The organism is Robinsoniella sp. KNHs210, from assembly GCF_000686105.1.
GTDB classification, from domain to species: Bacteria; Bacillota; Clostridia; order Lachnospirales; family Lachnospiraceae; genus Robinsoniella; species Robinsoniella peoriensis.
In genome coordinates this window covers 641,350-657,097 of the sequence record NZ_JMLZ01000001.1, presented here as the reverse complement: position 1 = coordinate 657,097, position 15,748 = coordinate 641,350, and the positions used below count along the sequence as shown (strand labels likewise).

Genomic DNA, 15,748 nt, shown 5'->3' with positions numbered 1-15,748 from the left:
AAATTCAAGAAACTGTTCGTTGTAGTACTAGAGCGTGGTTTGCCGCAGTGGGGAAACTGGAAAAATAGAGTGCCTCTACAGATCAGGCGGAAAAGATTATATTTATATGGATATTCATAAGAAAAAGCCTTACAAAAACAGTTGCAATCATGCTAAAAAGAAGGTATGATGATTGTATCTGTATGACAACGTACAGGCAGAAAGATGGAGGCACGTATGAGTATAAAACCAATCAAGCGCGTGAATGTCGGGGAGCAGGTATTTGATCAATTAAAACAGATGATTATAGATGGCGAATGGAAACAGGGGGATAAGCTTCCTTCGGAGAATGCTTTGGCGGATATGCTGGGTGTCAGCAGGATCACTGTCCGCCAGGCACTGCAGAAGTTAGGGACGCTGGGACTGATTGAAACCCGCCTGGGCGAAGGGTCTTTTGTGAAAGTGATTGATATCAGTGAGAATATGCAGGCATTAGTGCCGGCAGTGTATTTAAGCGGGCAGGAAACAGAACAGGTATTTGAATTCCGCCAGATCATCGATGTGGAGTCGGTAAGGCTTGCAGTCCGCAGAGGTACCCAGGAGGATATTGAAGAATTAAAGAAAATTCATAAGAAAATGCTCCAGAAAAAGGATGAGTCCGATTCCTTAGGATTTGCGGTAATGGATACCGAGTTTCATTTTAAAATCAGCCAGATGACAAGAAATCCTCTGATTATAAAGACAAATGAAATATTAAGGGAAGTCATCAATTCTTACGTGACGACCATTATCGAGAAAATGGGCTGGGATCTTGCCCTGAAATATCATGGAAAAATAATTGATGCAATCATAGCAAAAGATGAAAAGGGTGCTGTGGAGGTAATGAGGGAACATCTTGAGAATAATGTGAAATATATTGAAGAGATAAAATTTGAAAGTTCCAATCGAACTACTTATTAATGCATATCTCAGGCGGAACCTGCTATATGCAGGAGGTATAAAAGGAAGGTAAGCTGCGTCTGCAGGTGGAGGGATGATTGTATGAAAGTGGTAGTTGCTATTGATTCTTTGAAAGGAAGCCTGAGTTCCATGGAAGCAGGCGGTGGCATACGCGCAGGAATAAAACGGGTTTATCCGGATGCAGAGGTCATTGTAAAACCACTGGCTGATGGTGGTGAGGGCACCGTTGAAGCTTTCGTGGAAGGATGCGGAGGGACCTATATCAGCCGTTATGTCTGCGGTCCGATGAGAGAACCGGTAAATGCCGCATATGGATTCATACCGGATAAAAAACAGGCGGTCATAGAAATCGCAGCGGCAGCCGGTATTACTCTTGTAAAAGCAGGAGATAAAAAACCGTTATCAGCAACGACTTTTGGTGTGGGAGAATTGATCCTGGATGCAATAAACAGAGGTTGCCGCAATTTTATGATAGGAATTGGCGGAAGTGCTACTAATGACGCCGGTATCGGGATGCTCACTGCGTTAGGGTACCGGTTTCTGGACAAAGAAGGAAATCCTGTGGGGATCTCCGCAGACAGCTTAAAGCTGGTCGCATCCATCAAAACGGATGCCGTAAATCCCGAGATCAGTGAGTGTACTTTCCGGATAGCGTGTGATGTTAATAATCCACTGTGTGGTACAAACGGAGCAACCTGGATCTATGGTCCCCAAAAGGGTGTAACGGATGAGATGAAAGAGGCGCTGGACAGGGATCTGAAGCATTTTGCAGATGTCACTGCCCACACTTTTGGTCATGATTATTCCGGATATCAGGGCGCAGGTGCAGCAGGCGGGCTTGGATTTGCATTTTTAAGCTTTCTTAACGGAACGCTTTCGCCCGGAATTGATCTGGTGATGAAAGCGGTTGATCTGGAAGAAGAGATAGCTGACGCAGATTTTGTGATTACAGGAGAAGGACGGCTTGATTTACAGACTGCCATGGGAAAAGCACCGGTGGGCGTAGCAGGTCTTGCCAAAAAACATGGAATTAAAGTGATCGCCTTTGCCGGCAGTGTCTCCAAAGATGCAGTGAAATGCAATGAAAAAGGGATAGATGCATACTTTCCCATCTTACAGGAGATAACAACATTAGAGCAGGCAATGGACAGCCGGGTGGCGCTTACCAATATTACAAATGCGGCGGAGCAGGTATTCCGGTTGATAAAAAGCCTTGATTAAATCAAGGAGAGCTGTCAGCAATGCAATTCCTTTTCGGAAAAATAGCAATATCTTGTCATAGTGACAAGATATTGCTATTTTTTTGCAGCTATGACAAGATAATAGATAAAACAGCAAAATCGTTCCTTATGCAGCAATATGCTGAGGTTACGCTGCTCACGGAATTTACAGTGTCTTTAGAAGAAATTCTAACCTTAAACGATACAAAGGAATTAACGTTTTATTTGGAAATGCAGCTGATTACTATGCAGGAGGGAATCCTGAAATTTAACCGGACCAATAATCACTATATTGTGGAACAGGCGATGATGTATATCTCAGAAAATTACAGCCATAACATTACACTGGATGATATGGCGGCATATCTGCGCATCTCTCCATTTTATCTGAGCCGGGTGTTCAAAAAAAACACCGGGAAAAACTTTACGGATGTACTTGCAGAAAGGAGGATTGAAGCGGCAAAGCGTCTGCTTCATCAGAAAAAAAGCATCAAAGAAGTCACTTATGAGACCGGATTTAACAGCCAGAACTATTTTTCCAAAATATTTAAAAAATATGTAGGGTGCAGTCCCAGGGAGTATCGTGGGGATAACAATCCCCGGTGATCTTTATAGGGATTCTTTGTACTGAACAGGGGTCATCCCTTTCACGGATTTAAACATCTTATGAAAATATGCATTATCGTAGATCCCTGTCTTATCACTGATGGATTCGCAGCTCAAATCCGTATTCTGCAGCAGATAACAGGCATATTCAATGCGCTTCATGTTGATATACTTAACAGGAGTCACACCGACATTTTTCTGAAACAGTTTCGTAAGATAAGTATGACTGATATGAAGATTGTCTGCTATGTCACGAATCTGAATCTGACCGGTAAAATTTTCATCGATGTAAGTTAGTGCTTTTACAATAAGCGCAGGTGTATTTTTTGTGGGAATACCGGTCATTAAATCCAACAAATACATGATAAAAGTGTAAATTTTAGAAGATAATTCATATTTATTTATAGTAACCGGGGGACTTAAATATTCTAAAATATCAAGAAGCTGCTGACCGGCTTTTTCAGTGGATACATTTTTGAAAACATATTGATTATTGGATAGCAGATAACTGAATAATTCTTTACAGTTACTGCCCGACAGTTCAATCCACAGCAGTCCCAGGGAAGAATGGCTGTAGTTGCTGTAGTCATGGGCCTCTCCGGGGAAAATAATAAATGCATCTCCTTTTTTCAGGAGATGTTCTTTTTTTGAGATATGAAAAATTCCGCATCCGTCGAAAACAAAATGAACCGTATAATAAGGGTAATTATTGTCACGGATAATTTCAAAATCTTCATCAAAATAACTGCATCCGGCACGGATTACATGAAATAAAAAGTTATCGTTTGCTGGTGGCGAAGCTAAACGGTAGTTGAAATGCAGTACGTTTTTTATTCTTTCATCAATTGTCATATAATAACCTCTAAATTGTCAATAGTAAAATGTAAAACCCACATATGGAAACATCGAATATGAGTATATCTCCATTATAAAACATGGTATAAAATTGTCAATTGAAGTTTATAATTAGTTTTAAAATATACAATAAAATGTACTGTTTTCTTCATTGCTGTAAGAGGGGGTAAATTGTACAATAAGGCTATCATAAGGTACTGAAGGAGGATAATTATGACATCCAGAGAAAGAGTCAGGGCGGCAATTGCCCATCAGAAGCCGGACCGGACACCGGCGGCATTTGAAGCTGTAGATTCCGTAGTGGAAAAATTAATGGTGCACTATCAATTTACGGATTACAGCCAGTTATTAGATAAGTTTAAAATCGATGTAGTACCGGTTTCGCCAAAATACATCGGACCAAAATGCAAGGAGTATGTAAACGAAAAAGGGCAGAAAGTCACCACCAGCTATTGGGGATACGAAACTACCATCCATAAAACAGCTATTGATGAGTACGGTATGACATCCTATTTTCCGTTAAATGATGTTACAACCATAGAAGAAGTGGATGCGTATCCATTCCCTGATCCGGATTGGTTTGATTATAGCGTTATCAAAAAAGAATGCGATAAATATCCGGATAAGGCTATTATTGTAGGACATGAAGGACCTTTCCAGATAGTAACATTTCTGATTGATATGGATCGTTTTTTTGTAATGATGATTGAAGAACCGGAAGTGGCACAGCGTATATTAGACCGCATGGTAGCTTTTGAACTGGAATATTATGAAAGAATTTTTAAGGCTGGAGAGGGCAGAATTGACATTTTAAGGCCCCACGATGATTATGGTACCCAGATTTCCCTCTTATTCAGTGTGGACATGTGGAGAGATTTCTTCAAAGAAAATACGAAAAAGCTCACCGCACTGGCACATAAATACAACGCGTTTTACCAACAGCATTCCTGCGGCGCCGTGCGCCCTATTATACCGGAACTGATTGAGTGCAATGTGGATGTACTGGAGCCGATCCAAAAAGTTGCGGGTTTGGAACCGGAGAGCCTCCAGGAAGAGTTTGGCGGAAAAATCACATTTCACGGCGGAATCGACACGCAGGGAATACTCCCTTATGGGACACCTAAGGAAGTTGCAGAAGAGACAAGGCGTTTTATTAAAACATTGAATCGGGATGGCGGTTACATATTAATGGCAAGCCAGGCTTTTGAAGGAGATGTGCCGATTGAGAATATTGAGGCGCTGTATGAGGTAGAACGGCAGATACCCCGTTAAGCCTGCAAGCTGTAAGGACGAAACGAAATTAGCGGTGAGGCCGGCCGCCAGTTTGGCCGGGGCTTGCCGTTGCCCGTCAAAACAATCCCTCTCCTAAATATTTGTCATGTGGCACTATTAAGCACTTTTCGATAGATTTCCAATAACTATCGTAAAGGTTTTTCTGTGCAGTTCCATAACTTTCTTTAGTATCAAATTCCCAATAAAGCATGTACTTAACGCTTTTTACAATGCGCGTAATTTTGGGAGGGGGAAGCCCCTCTTTAATTTGTTTTAAGTCTATATGATACTCCCTTTTGACAAATCGAAGTAAAAGCAGTCCTACTTGCTTTTCTAAAAAACTCTTAACCTCAAGCATGAGTGCTTCAAACTCGTCCACCTTTTGCGGCTTGACCTGATAAATACATATTTCGGTAAATGGCATATTAAATTCCTCCTTCACAGTTCAATTTTATATTTTTAAAACTATATTTTGTTATGACTGATATAATTATCATTATTCCACAAATAAATAATACAGGTAAGTAGAAATTACCGCTAAAGGTTTCCAGTATATTTCCGCATATAATTTGTCCAATTGGTGTACTGCATTGTGCCCCGGCAATCATGATTGACATGACTCTGCCCAACATTTCATTTGGTGTTTGCTTTTGAACCTTACTAACTACAAAGATAGAAAGTATTTGTATCATAGCGGATAGCGGAACTGCCCCTAACATAAAAATTGAAAATGCAGGTAAATATCCAAATTTCAAGACGGATGGTAAAATTGATACTGCTATAGGAAGGAACATTACGCTCATAACCAGCACCCAGCGATACACTCTATTAAAATGCAATTTTCTCGCAAAAATACCAACCGTCAATGCACCAACGACTGTTGCAAAATTGATCAGACCCATGCCTAGACCATACATTGTTTCTGTACTTCCCATAACCAGACGAAGAATTGTGGGAGTTGCAATTACTAAAAGTGGTGTCACTATAAGATTTAGTGCCATTGCAAATAGGACGGATTTATAGATATAAGGTTCTTTTACTACATATATAAAGCCGCTTTTTAAGTCGGATATAGTCGTATGTATGATATGTCCTTTTTCCCTGGTTTTGCTAAAGGGAATATCAATAAAAATTTCCATAATTGCAGATAGTATAAATAATATACTACATACTAATATGAGAATATTAAAATCTATAGCGCTATATAAAAGACTACCTATAATTGGAGCAGAAACCATTGCCAATGATTGAACAGCCATTACAATCCCATTGCTGCTTTCAATCTTTTTTTCTTCAACCAGTAACGGTACACTGGCTGAAACAGTTGGATTGTACATTGCGCTGATTGCGGAAAGCAGTATCATTAAGATACCAATTACTACAATAGAAGTATTTCCAGTTAAAAGTAAAAGAAAAAAACAAAATACAATCGTACCACTACAGAAATCATAGATTACCATTAAATTTTTGCGATTAAAGCGATCCGCTATGGCCCCACCAAACGGACCTAATAAGAGTGGGATATTAGAAATAGCAAATAAAGTCGCAAACACATCTGCACGACCTGTTTTATCTAAAACAAACAACGATAACGCGAATCGTAATAGTGAAGAACCTAGTATTGATATGATCTGCCCTAAGACCATTAGTTTAAAGTTTTTTAACGGTGGAATATTTCTTTTTTCCACAGAATTGCATTGTATATTATCATTCATTGTATTATTCACATTCTCCTCCTTTATATCATAATTCCTGTTTGAATAGTTCTTTGGCTTTATTTATTCCATCACTATCAATAATTGGTATCTCCATTTTCTTTAAAAGAAAAAATAAAAAGTCTAATCTGCTGCATACTTCAGAATAACTACGAGTGAATAATGTCGGGTTGAGTAAAACGTCGACAGCAAAAATAAGAATTTCAGCCAATTCTTGCGGATATTCGCATTCATATTCATGGTTTTCAACGCCTTGCTCTATTATTTTACAAAAATATGGAGCAGCCACATTGTTAAGGTATTGTACTTCTTCTAATAGAGCAAACGGTATTTTTTCACTCCAATAGCAATCTACCATTTGTTTATGTGTATAATCCTCCGCGCTATGAGTAATAAGTTTCATCAATTTTTCTTTTGATGTAAGAGTAGTATCTGCAACAAGATTTTCTAAGAAACTATTCATATGTGAATAGAATCCTTCTGTTACACTTCTTAATATATCTTCCTTACTCTTAAAGTGATGATACATTGCGCCTCTGGACAGACCAGATAGATCTATAATATCTTGTGTAGAAGTCGCATCATATCCTTTTGCTGAAAACAAAGAAAATGCTGATTGAATTATTTTTTCTTTACTATTTTTACTTTTTTCTTCTCTATTCATATTAATCCTCCTATAAACAGACTGTCTGTTTGTTTTATTATAGGGTTTCATTTTTGATTTGTCAAGGTAATAAATAATAAATAGCAAAAAGGGGCTTGCTGCATCAGCACGGACATTACCAACGGACATTATCAATACACAAGTAATTCACAATTTAGAAACATTTCTCAAACAAATCACAAACAAAATTCATTTATAATCAATCCTATCATACAACAAATATACTTTATTTTAAAACGGGGTATCACCAATGAAGAAAATGAGAGAAACAGAACTGCTGCAAAAAGTAAAAAGAATCTGTAATCCAAGACGTTCTCTGCAGATTACCGGAGCATCCTGTATTGGAAATATTCTTGTGGGGGCCGGGAAGCTGATTATGGGAATACTCTCATTTTCTGTATTTACCTGTGTCAGTGCATTTTATACTTTTGGCATGGTTCTGGCTAAGCTTTTTGCGTTATCCGGGATCTCAAAAGGGAAAAGCCGGGAACTACAGTGCCGCTATTATATGCTTTCCGGAGAAGTTCTCATTATAGCCAGTGCGTTATATATTGCTTACTCTGCAAGGCTTTTCTTCTATCCAGAGGTCAGTTCGTACCATCCCTATGTGGGAATTACCATTGCAGCTTTTACATTTACGGAGTTAACGCTGAATATCCGGGGAGTTATCTTAGAACGCCATAATCATACTCTTTTAATCCATGCAATTAAAATGATTAATCTGGCATCTTCTCTGATCTGCCTGGTTCTGACCCAGACGGCACTGCTGTCATTTACCCATGAGCGTGAAATCGGCTACGATCCATCCCTGTCCAATGGATTAATGGGTGTGTTGATGGGAAGTGCAGCCACCCTGCTGGGAGTGAGCATGGTGATCCGGGTAAACCGGATAAAAAAAGAATGCAGCAGATAGATTATATGTTAAAATAATGAGAAGTTCTTTGAGTGCGTTGGATTCTGAAAGAAAAAAGGAGGTACGGAATGATTCGTATATTAGTAGTGGAAGATGATGAGCGGTTAAATAAAATTGTCTGTACATATTTAAATGACAGCGGGTTTCAGGCTAAGGGCTGTATGTGTGCGGCGGAGGCATATGATGAGATGTATCAATCAATCTGCAGTATGATTATTTCTGATATTATGATGCCGGAAATCGATGGTTTTGAGTTTGCCCGGACGGTGCGTCAGGTGAATAGCTCTATTCCCATCCTGTTTATGTCGGCTAAAGATGATCTGCCATCCAAACAGAAAGGGTTCCGGCTGGGGATTGATGATTATATGGTGAAACCCATTGAACTTGATGAACTGCTGCTTCGGGTCAGGGCTTTGCTGCGCCGTGCCAATATTGAAACGGAAAGAAAGCTTGCAGCAGGTAATCTGGTGATGGATTCGGATGCTATGACTGCGATTGTCAATGATGTGGAAATCCCAATTACCACAAGAGAGTTCCATATCCTGTATAAGCTGCTTTCTTATCCAAAAAAAACTTTTACCCGTGCACAGCTGATGGATGAATTTTGGGGTGTTGACTGTGATACCAGCCTTCGGGCTGTGGATGTCTATGTGACAAAACTAAGAGATAAATTTTCGGGATGTGATGGATTTCAAATTGTGACTGTACGCGGAATCGGATATAAGGCGGTGTTATTATGAGCGAAAAAGAATATGCCGATCCCCGCGTAAAAGTCAAGCATTTCCCTATCCGCATATTTGTGGTTACGTTTTTTGTACTGGCTTTCCTGACTACCACGCAGAATAAAATTTTAGGAGCATACATTGATGTTGCATCCATTCCCAAAGGATATATTTTTGGAATGACTGCGTACTGGCTTCTGGTTTCGGCAGCATTTACTATACTTATACGCTGGCAGATAGTCCGGCATTATGATAAACCTTTAAAGCAGTTTGTAAAAGCGACGAAGGATGTTGCCAACGGTGATTTTTCAGTTTATGTTAGACCCATTCACACAGCAGATAAGGCGGACTATCTGGATGTCATGATTGCAGATTTTAACAAAATGGTAGCGGAGCTTGGAAGTATTGAAACGTTAAAAACAGATTTTCTCTCAAACGTGTCCCATGAGATCAAAACTCCTTTGGCTGTGATCCAAAATTATGCCGAACTTTTGGGGAAATCAAATCTGTCAAAGGAGAAAGTTCAGGAATATGCAGATAACATATTACAGTTTTCCAGACGGCTGTCCCAACTGATTACAGATATTTTAAAGCTGAGCAAACTGGAAAAGCAGACGATTCACCCGGCAGCAAGTGAGTATGACTTATGCAGTCAGCTTTGTGAATGTGTGCTTCATTTCGAAACACTGTGGGATCAAAAAGAAATTGAGTTTTCAGCAGAGATGGAAGATGAGGCGATTATTCTTGCAGATGAAAATCTTATGGAACTGGTGTGGAACAATCTGATATCCAACGCCATTAAGTTTACGAAACCCGGTGGTACCGTAACTTTAAAGCAGAGTTCCACGGAAAAAGAAATCATTGTTCAGATATCGGACAATGGTTGCGGCATGAGTGAAGAAACATTAAATCACATTTTTGATAAATTCTATCAGGGAGATACCTCCCACGCAACGGAAGGGAACGGACTGGGATTGGCAATAGCGTTACGTGTATTGCAGTTAATGGAGTATACAATTTTGGCAGAAAGTGTAATGGGTCAGGGCACCACCTTTACGGTGCGGATCCCGATTACGGAGGCAGGTGAGTAGAGAATGAGTGGTATTGTGAAAGAAGGAAAGGATTTTGTGGGATATGAATATAAGGAAGTAGAGATTGAGGAAGAACAGTTATCCCATTATCTGGATGGTTACAAAAATTTTGGATGGATATCAGATGAAAATGTAGAGCCGGTAAAGAAAAATTCAAAAGTTATTCTCCGTTTAAAAAGGGACCGTAAAATATTAAACAGAGCAGAGCTGACCCGTCTGCAGCGGCACTTCGAAGCATGTATGGATGAAATTAATGCCGCTAAGAAGTCTGAGACAGCCATGCCAACAATAATGGCGATAACGATTGGCATTTTGGGTACAGTATGTATGGCAGGTTCTGTATTTGCCGTGACAAATGAACCCCCCATTATCTGGCTCTGCATTTTACTTGCTTTCCCGGCATTTGCAGGCTGGATACTGCCGTATTTTGTTTTCCGAAGCCTAAGGATGAGACGCAGAAAGAAAGTAAATTTGTTGATGGAAGACAAATATGATGAGATATATGAAATATGTGAAAAAGGAAACAGTCTATTATAAAAGCAATATTATTGAAAGATTATAAGGAGGGTAAAAAATTGAGAGCAGCGATCTATCAGGGAAAAAAGAATATTAAAATGGCAGCACTGGAGATGCCTGAAGCTGGTGATTATGATATTGTAGTCCGCAATCTATATTCCAGTATTTGCGGGACGGATGTGGCAGTTTACCAACATGGACCCGGTACAGGGCATAAAATTAACGTAGGTGGTGAATTTGGACATGAAACAGTTTCAGAAGTTGTACAGGTGGGAAAAAAGGTAAAAGATATTAAACAGGGGGACAGGGTTTATCCTTACCCGCTTTTGGCAAAGGGGGATACGAAGAGAGCAGGAACGATTGGCGGTTTTTCGGAATATATGTTGATACCGCATGCAGAATTAAATCGGCAGGTGTATTATGTAGACGAAAAAATATCATCGAAAGAAGCTTGTCTGATCGAACCATTTACTGTAGGATGCCGTGCTGCGCGAAGAGCGTTCCCGCAGAAAGGGGAAAAAGCAATTGTCTTTGGTGCCGGGACAATCGGAATAGCAGCCGGAATTGCATTGCAGTATTTTGGATGTGAAAAAGTTATGATCTGTGATCATTCGGATTTTCGCCTGAAAAAGGCCGGTGCTCTCGGTATGGAAGTCTGCAATAACGGGCGGGAAAATATGAAAGAAAAAGCGATGGAGTATTTTGGTGAGGCACCTTCTTTAAATGGGCCTACGGCTGATGTGGATATTTATATTGATGCGGCAGGAGCCGAGTCTATTCTTTTTACATATCAAAATATGGGAAAGATAGAGAGCCGTATGGTGATCGTAGCGGTTCTGGCCGGAATGAGGCCGGTGGACATATTAAATATGACATTTGCCCAGCATGCATTGATTGGGAGCGGGGGCTATATGCCGGCGGATGTAAAGGATGTTATGAAGATTATGAAGTCCGGAAAATGGGATATTGAAAGCATTATTACACATGATTATACCTGGGAGGAACTGCCGGAAGCGATAGAAAAAGCCGCTGATGTTGAACGGGCATTAAATGTAGTAATTCATTATGAACAATAAGAATATTATTTGGGGAGTACTCCGCAACGTGTGGGAGTTGCGGAGTATAAATTGAAAAATTAAATACAATTATATTATAACTATTAATTTGAAATGTAGTTGTGAAATGTATTGAAATACCGGTTTTATGTTATGAAATATTAATTTTATATTTTTTCGGTTATTTCCTGGGTTTACGGGGTTTGTAATGGTGGTAAATGTTACCAATCGTGCATGGATGTTTCTAATTCGGGTAAGAATGTGAGATTTACAGATCATTTCAGATAATCCATATTTTGAACGTATGCCAGGTGTGTCAAAATGAAATAGCCCAGACGTGGGATCTGGGCTATGAATCATATGTGTCGAATTAAGAAGTTAACACGTTCTATAGTATATAATTCCGAGCGGAATATGTCAATTCGTTTTACGACACGATTCGAGTCGATTTGCGAAAAAATGATTCAATTTACTTCTTTTAAGAGATTTTCCATCTGTTTAATTTCTTCTTTTTGAGCGGTGATTATATTTTGAGCCAGTGAGATTACCTGTTCTTCATCTGTATATTTTAAAATAGATTCTGCCATATCAACTGCCATCTGGTGGTGCATGATCATGCCTTCAGCAAAAGCGGCTTCTACATTATTAGCAGTAGAGTGATTCATTTGGTGGGAAGAAAACATCTTTTTATACTCTTCCAGATAGGCATTTTCCTGATCCTGATCCTGTCTGCCGGCAGCTTTTAATTCCTTAGCGAGTGTTTGCATTTGATCAATTTCCTGTTTCTGGACGTCAATTATATCGTTTGCAAGTTTTTTCAATTCTTCGTTGGCACCGCCGTATTTCAGGTAGCTTTGCGACATGGAAATAGCTGCTTCATGATGGGGAAGCATTCCGTTTAAAAAATCAATAGCAGCATAGCCTGTTTTGTCAATCTCCTCCATGTCCTCCATCATATCATCCATATCATCGTCCTGCTCATCCAAATAGGAAGCCAGATTTTTATCTCCATGGTTGTTCGTATTATCATGATTCATACCGCTGTGGTCAGCAGCATTGCCGTCTGTTTGGTCAGCAGCATTGTTGTTAGTATTGCTGTTGGCATTGCTGTTTGCGTGGTCAGCACCGCTGCTGTTGGTAGTAACCTGGGTGGTGTTTGTATCTGTGTTTGGCATAGGAGCAGTTTTATTTCTTCCGGCAAAAAACAGCCAGATCAGAAGAACCACTAAAAGAGCAGCTATGATTCCCATCGTCCAGTAAAATCCTTTTTTATTCATAAGACCTCCATTCAGCCGTTCAGGCAGTAAGTTAGATTTAGTTATAGCTTTTTCAGGATAGGGGAAATTATACAGTAAATATTGTTTTTCTAAAACTTTGGAGGTAAAATGACCGTAATAATTTGATTTTTCAAGAAAAGTGGGATATAAAACGAAAAAAAGGGTAAACGGTATATACGGTTTACCCTTTTTGCAGATTATTTAGTTCTTAAGTATTTAATCAAAGCCAATATGGCAAGAACATATAATATTAATTTTAAGACATTGAAAAGGATACTTAAAAACATACCGAACTGCCCCATAAAAGCTGCTAACATGCAACATACCTCCTTTCACATAAACATAATTATTATTGCAAAGCGAACAAACCGATCAGTAGTGCTGAAATCGAATATTACCGTTTTATAGAAAAATGTACTTGGGACATTCACTATAATGTATATAATCATCATAAAATGATTTATTATAAATATCTGTCAGAAGTTTCGCATCTTCTTTTTTGGCATTTCTATATTCAAGTTTCTTATTTGCTCCTTCATAGATATCACGAATACTGCGTAGAGCCTGTTTGTAAATTCTTTTCTACAAGCTGCCTGTGATGATTACAACGCTTATATTTACACCTTGATTATTAATTAGTTTCATTATAACACATGGAAGTATAATAATATAGATTAGGATGTTTTACAGCAAATATCTTACTGTAAATTTGCGGCTTATTAGCCTTGCCTTTGAAAAAGAAAATATAGAAGATAAGGAAAAATAAGAATCTTCATAATAGAAAAATAAGAATATTTATAATAGAAATATAAAGGATAGTTGTGTTAGTATATTTCTATTATAGAATAAGGAGGAGAAAATGGAGAATAAGAGTCAAAGGAAATTAACATGGATCTTGTTTATAATCTATGTTTTTGTATTAGTATGGATTATATTATTAAAAATGCAGTTTACACTAAAAGGCTTACCACATCTAAGAGGAGTAAATCTAATTCCTTTTGCCGGATCTGTAATAATTAATGGGAAAATGGATTTTGATGAAATAATTAACAATGTACTTATTTTTATCCCTTTTGGATTGTATATCTGTATGCTAAAAAGTAACTGGTCATTTTTGAAAAAAATCGTACCAATTGCACTTACAAGTTTAGCGCTGGAAATACTACAATTTATATTCGCAGTTGGAGCAACTGATATAACGGATTTAATTGGAAATACCCTTGGAGGTGTAATTGGTTGTTTGATCTATATAGTTTTTTATAAGCTGTTAAAGGATAAAACCAACAAAGTATTAAATATATTAGCCTGCATTGGGACAATTGGGGTTATTGCATTTTTGGGACTTCTCATTATTGTAAATTTATAGCAAATATTGTTTGGGGAATAAAAAGGATCAGCGGGACTGTTGATCCTTTTTTACGCAAGTTTTCTTTATCTTTTCTAATAAAGTAGCAGCGACACTTATTACTGTGTATCCTCTTTCCCTGACCCAAATGAAACAGCACACCATGCGATCCCTGCTATAATCAAAACGGCTAAAAACAAAAGTTTACTCTGGGGATCAATACCATCCTTCTTGCTTTCAACAGTAGGCGGCAGATCTGCATCTTGATGACTTTGTGTGCTCTCGCTTGGCGGAGTATCCGATTCTTGCGGAGTACCTGATGAACTAGGGGTAGCCGAAACTTCTGCGGATGCCTGATTGCTGTCTTTTTTTAACAGGTATGCGTAACCCAGGTGATGTTCTCCATAATCATACCGGATGACGCCGACGGCATTGGAAGGTGGATTATTCGGAAGCCCTTTGATTAAGATACGTTTAATTCCTTTAAAGTCAGTGGTATCTGCAGGTACGGATACTATGCTTTTACCGGCAAGTTCCAGTTGTGACGGTTCGTAAGTATTTCCATTTATGGTAACGGGTTCTTTAAAGAGATTGGATGTATTGTCGTATTTGGAAATATCCAGGTTCTTGAAGTTTTGAAAGCCGCTTTGCAGCTGAGCCTTGCTATCAAGATAATATTGGGAAGGTGTGCCCCGTAAGATGACACTTATCAGTCTACGGCCGTCCTGTTCCGCGTAAGTGACCAGGGTATTTCCCGCAGGGGTGGTGTATCCGGTCTTGCCTCCGATGGCAAATGGACAGTAGAATTCGCTGTTTTCATCGGAGGTGCTGACCAGTTTATGTTCCATATATATCGTGATCCCATTGGGATTATTAAGAGTCGGACTGATATCATGAGACAGGGAAGAATCAATTTCCAGAAGCTTTGGATTGGAAAATGCCGCCTGAGCGATGCGCGCCATTTCATATGCGGTGACAACCTGTGTATCATCATTTAAACCGGATGGATTTGCAAAGTGGCTCTTGGTGCATCCCAGTGCTGCTATTTTATCGTTCATCATCTGCACGAACGCCTCACGGCTTCCGGCAACATGCTCTGCTAAAGCATTTGCCACCTGATTGCAGGAGTGCAGGAGCAGGGAATAAAGGCAGTCCTCTACGGTTAACTGATCACCTGCAGCAACATTGAGCTTGTTCCCGCTGCCTTCTTCCACGTTATTTACCGCATCCTCAGAGAAAGTCACAATGTCTTCTAAATTACTGTTTTCTATAACGATCAGGGCAGTCAGAAGCTTCGTGATACTTGCAGGAGGATAGGGTGTATCAATATTCTGACCCAAAAGAACTGCACCGGAATCCATATCAACTACTACGCCAGCTTCCGCCTGAATCCAGACATCAGAAGGCCAATCCGGCATTGCATATACCGTTAGGAGTATGGCGGGACATATGAACATGGAAATTAAAATAGCGATGGATATACGTTTCATAGACATCTCCTTATCAGGTCTTATTTTTCAAGTGACCGGAATGGCGGACAGATAAAAAGCGGTACAAT

The 15,748-nt window shown here is 39.3% G+C and carries 16 protein-coding genes; 10 read left to right on the top strand and 6 right to left on the bottom strand.

Annotated features, from left to right (window positions below; all coding sequences use genetic code 11):
• Window positions 1-216 precede the first annotated feature (216 nt).
• From CD03_RS32140 to CD03_RS0102550, 3 genes are all read left to right on the top strand, one after another.
• Window positions 217-939, top strand: coding sequence for a FadR/GntR family transcriptional regulator (locus tag CD03_RS32140; RefSeq protein WP_044288857.1), 723 nt, complete (start codon window positions 217-219; stop codon window positions 937-939).
• An 81-nt stretch (window positions 940-1,020) separates the two neighbouring features.
• The gene (locus CD03_RS0102555) at window positions 1,021-2,160 is read left to right on the top strand and encodes a glycerate kinase family protein (protein ID WP_027292288.1); all 1,140 of its coding nucleotides are present in this window, start codon (window positions 1,021-1,023) and stop codon (window positions 2,158-2,160) included.
• 128 nt (window positions 2,161-2,288) lie between these two features.
• Entirely contained in the window at window positions 2,289-2,765 is a 477-nt protein-coding gene (locus CD03_RS0102550; protein ID WP_197041616.1) for a helix-turn-helix transcriptional regulator, read from the top strand.
• A 3-nt stretch (window positions 2,766-2,768) separates the two neighbouring features.
• Here CD03_RS0102550 and CD03_RS0102545 read toward each other — a convergent pair whose 3' ends face one another.
• Window positions 2,769-3,617 carry an AraC family transcriptional regulator gene (locus tag CD03_RS0102545; protein WP_027292286.1) on the bottom strand — a complete coding sequence of 283 codons (849 nt, stop codon included), beginning with the start codon at window positions 3,615-3,617 and terminating at the stop codon, window positions 2,769-2,771.
• Between the two features lie 216 nt (window positions 3,618-3,833).
• Between CD03_RS0102545 and CD03_RS0102540 the strand changes: the two genes are divergently transcribed.
• Window positions 3,834-4,892: a uroporphyrinogen decarboxylase family protein gene (locus CD03_RS0102540; RefSeq protein WP_027292285.1), complete on the top strand. Its 1,059-nt coding sequence runs from the start codon at window positions 3,834-3,836 to the stop codon at window positions 4,890-4,892.
• A 76-nt stretch (window positions 4,893-4,968) separates the two neighbouring features.
• Here the strand turns inward: CD03_RS0102540 and CD03_RS0102535 are convergent, their stop codons facing one another.
• From CD03_RS0102535 to CD03_RS0102525, 3 genes are read right to left on the bottom strand one after another with little or no spacing between them, the layout of a single operon-like run.
• A complete protein-coding gene (locus CD03_RS0102535; RefSeq protein WP_027292284.1) occupies window positions 4,969-5,316 on the bottom strand; it encodes a hypothetical protein in 348 nt (115 codons plus the stop codon).
• A 1-nt stretch (window position 5,317) separates the two neighbouring features.
• Window positions 5,318-6,619, bottom strand: coding sequence for an MFS transporter (locus CD03_RS0102530; protein WP_242849020.1), 1,302 nt, complete (start codon window positions 6,617-6,619; stop codon window positions 5,318-5,320).
• Between the two features lie 16 nt (window positions 6,620-6,635).
• Window positions 6,636-7,271 (bottom strand): TetR/AcrR family transcriptional regulator, encoded by a 636-nt coding sequence (locus CD03_RS0102525; RefSeq protein ID WP_027292282.1) that lies wholly within the window; start codon window positions 7,269-7,271, stop codon window positions 6,636-6,638.
• Between the two features lie 250 nt (window positions 7,272-7,521).
• Between CD03_RS0102525 and CD03_RS0102520 the strand changes: the two genes are divergently transcribed.
• The 5 genes from CD03_RS0102520 (at window position 7,522) to CD03_RS0102500 (ending at window position 11,589) form a co-directional block, all read left to right on the top strand.
• Complete coding sequence (locus tag CD03_RS0102520; RefSeq protein ID WP_027292281.1) at window positions 7,522-8,184, top strand: hypothetical protein; 663 nt, start codon at window positions 7,522-7,524, stop codon at window positions 8,182-8,184.
• Between the two features lie 68 nt (window positions 8,185-8,252).
• Entirely contained in the window at window positions 8,253-8,924 is a 672-nt protein-coding gene (locus CD03_RS0102515) for a response regulator transcription factor (RefSeq protein WP_027292280.1), read from the top strand.
• A complete protein-coding gene (locus CD03_RS0102510; RefSeq protein ID WP_027292279.1) occupies window positions 8,921-9,997 on the top strand; it encodes a HAMP domain-containing sensor histidine kinase in 1,077 nt (358 codons plus the stop codon). Before CD03_RS0102515 ends, CD03_RS0102510 begins: the two co-directional genes overlap by 4 nt.
• A 3-nt stretch (window positions 9,998-10,000) precedes the next feature.
• Window positions 10,001-10,534, top strand: a complete 534-nt coding sequence (locus CD03_RS0102505; RefSeq protein WP_027292278.1) for a hypothetical protein — start codon at window positions 10,001-10,003, stop codon at window positions 10,532-10,534.
• 38 nt (window positions 10,535-10,572) lie between these two features.
• Window positions 10,573-11,589 carry a zinc-dependent alcohol dehydrogenase gene (locus tag CD03_RS0102500; RefSeq protein ID WP_027292277.1) on the top strand — a complete coding sequence of 339 codons (1,017 nt, stop codon included), beginning with the start codon at window positions 10,573-10,575 and terminating at the stop codon, window positions 11,587-11,589.
• A 443-nt stretch (window positions 11,590-12,032) separates the two neighbouring features.
• Here CD03_RS0102500 and CD03_RS0102495 read toward each other — a convergent pair whose 3' ends face one another.
• Complete coding sequence (locus CD03_RS0102495; RefSeq protein WP_027292276.1) at window positions 12,033-12,845, bottom strand: DUF305 domain-containing protein; 813 nt, start codon at window positions 12,843-12,845, stop codon at window positions 12,033-12,035.
• 859 nt (window positions 12,846-13,704) lie between these two features.
• Between CD03_RS0102495 and CD03_RS0102480 the strand changes: the two genes are divergently transcribed.
• A complete protein-coding gene (locus CD03_RS0102480) occupies window positions 13,705-14,211 on the top strand; it encodes a VanZ family protein (protein WP_027292275.1) in 507 nt (168 codons plus the stop codon).
• A gap of 98 nt (window positions 14,212-14,309) precedes the next feature.
• On the opposite strand, the gene CD03_RS32135 is transcribed toward CD03_RS0102480, so the two are convergent.
• Window positions 14,310-15,680 carry a D-alanyl-D-alanine carboxypeptidase family protein gene (locus CD03_RS32135; protein WP_052377629.1) on the bottom strand — a complete coding sequence of 457 codons (1,371 nt, stop codon included), beginning with the start codon at window positions 15,678-15,680 and terminating at the stop codon, window positions 14,310-14,312.
• Window positions 15,681-15,748: the final 68 nt, after the last annotated feature.

Excerpts from the sequence above, each read along its gene's own strand:
- CD03_RS32140 (WP_044288857.1), top strand. The coding sequence starts at position 217 with ATGAGTATAAAACCAATCAAGCGCGTGAATGTCGGGGAGCAGGTATTT.
- CD03_RS0102555 (WP_027292288.1), top strand. The coding sequence starts at position 1,021 with ATGAAAGTGGTAGTTGCTATTGATTCTTTGAAAGGAAGCCTGAGTTCC.
- CD03_RS0102550 (WP_197041616.1), top strand. The coding sequence starts at position 2,289 with ATGCAGCAATATGCTGAGGTTACGCTGCTCACGGAATTTACAGTGTCT.
- CD03_RS0102545 (WP_027292286.1), bottom strand. The coding sequence starts at position 3,617 with ATGACAATTGATGAAAGAATAAAAAACGTACTGCATTTCAACTACCGT.
- CD03_RS0102540 (WP_027292285.1), top strand. The coding sequence starts at position 3,834 with ATGACATCCAGAGAAAGAGTCAGGGCGGCAATTGCCCATCAGAAGCCG.
- CD03_RS0102535 (WP_027292284.1), bottom strand. The coding sequence starts at position 5,316 with ATGCCATTTACCGAAATATGTATTTATCAGGTCAAGCCGCAAAAGGTG.
- CD03_RS0102525 (WP_027292282.1), bottom strand. The coding sequence starts at position 7,271 with ATGAATAGAGAAGAAAAAAGTAAAAATAGTAAAGAAAAAATAATTCAA.
- CD03_RS0102520 (WP_027292281.1), top strand. The coding sequence starts at position 7,522 with ATGAAGAAAATGAGAGAAACAGAACTGCTGCAAAAAGTAAAAAGAATC.
- CD03_RS0102515 (WP_027292280.1), top strand. The coding sequence starts at position 8,253 with ATGATTCGTATATTAGTAGTGGAAGATGATGAGCGGTTAAATAAAATT.
- CD03_RS0102510 (WP_027292279.1), top strand. The coding sequence starts at position 8,921 with ATGAGCGAAAAAGAATATGCCGATCCCCGCGTAAAAGTCAAGCATTTC.
- CD03_RS0102505 (WP_027292278.1), top strand. The coding sequence starts at position 10,001 with ATGAGTGGTATTGTGAAAGAAGGAAAGGATTTTGTGGGATATGAATAT.
- CD03_RS0102495 (WP_027292276.1), bottom strand. The coding sequence starts at position 12,845 with ATGAATAAAAAAGGATTTTACTGGACGATGGGAATCATAGCTGCTCTT.
- CD03_RS0102480 (WP_027292275.1), top strand. The coding sequence starts at position 13,705 with ATGGAGAATAAGAGTCAAAGGAAATTAACATGGATCTTGTTTATAATC.
- CD03_RS32135 (WP_052377629.1), bottom strand. The coding sequence starts at position 15,680 with ATGAAACGTATATCCATCGCTATTTTAATTTCCATGTTCATATGTCCC.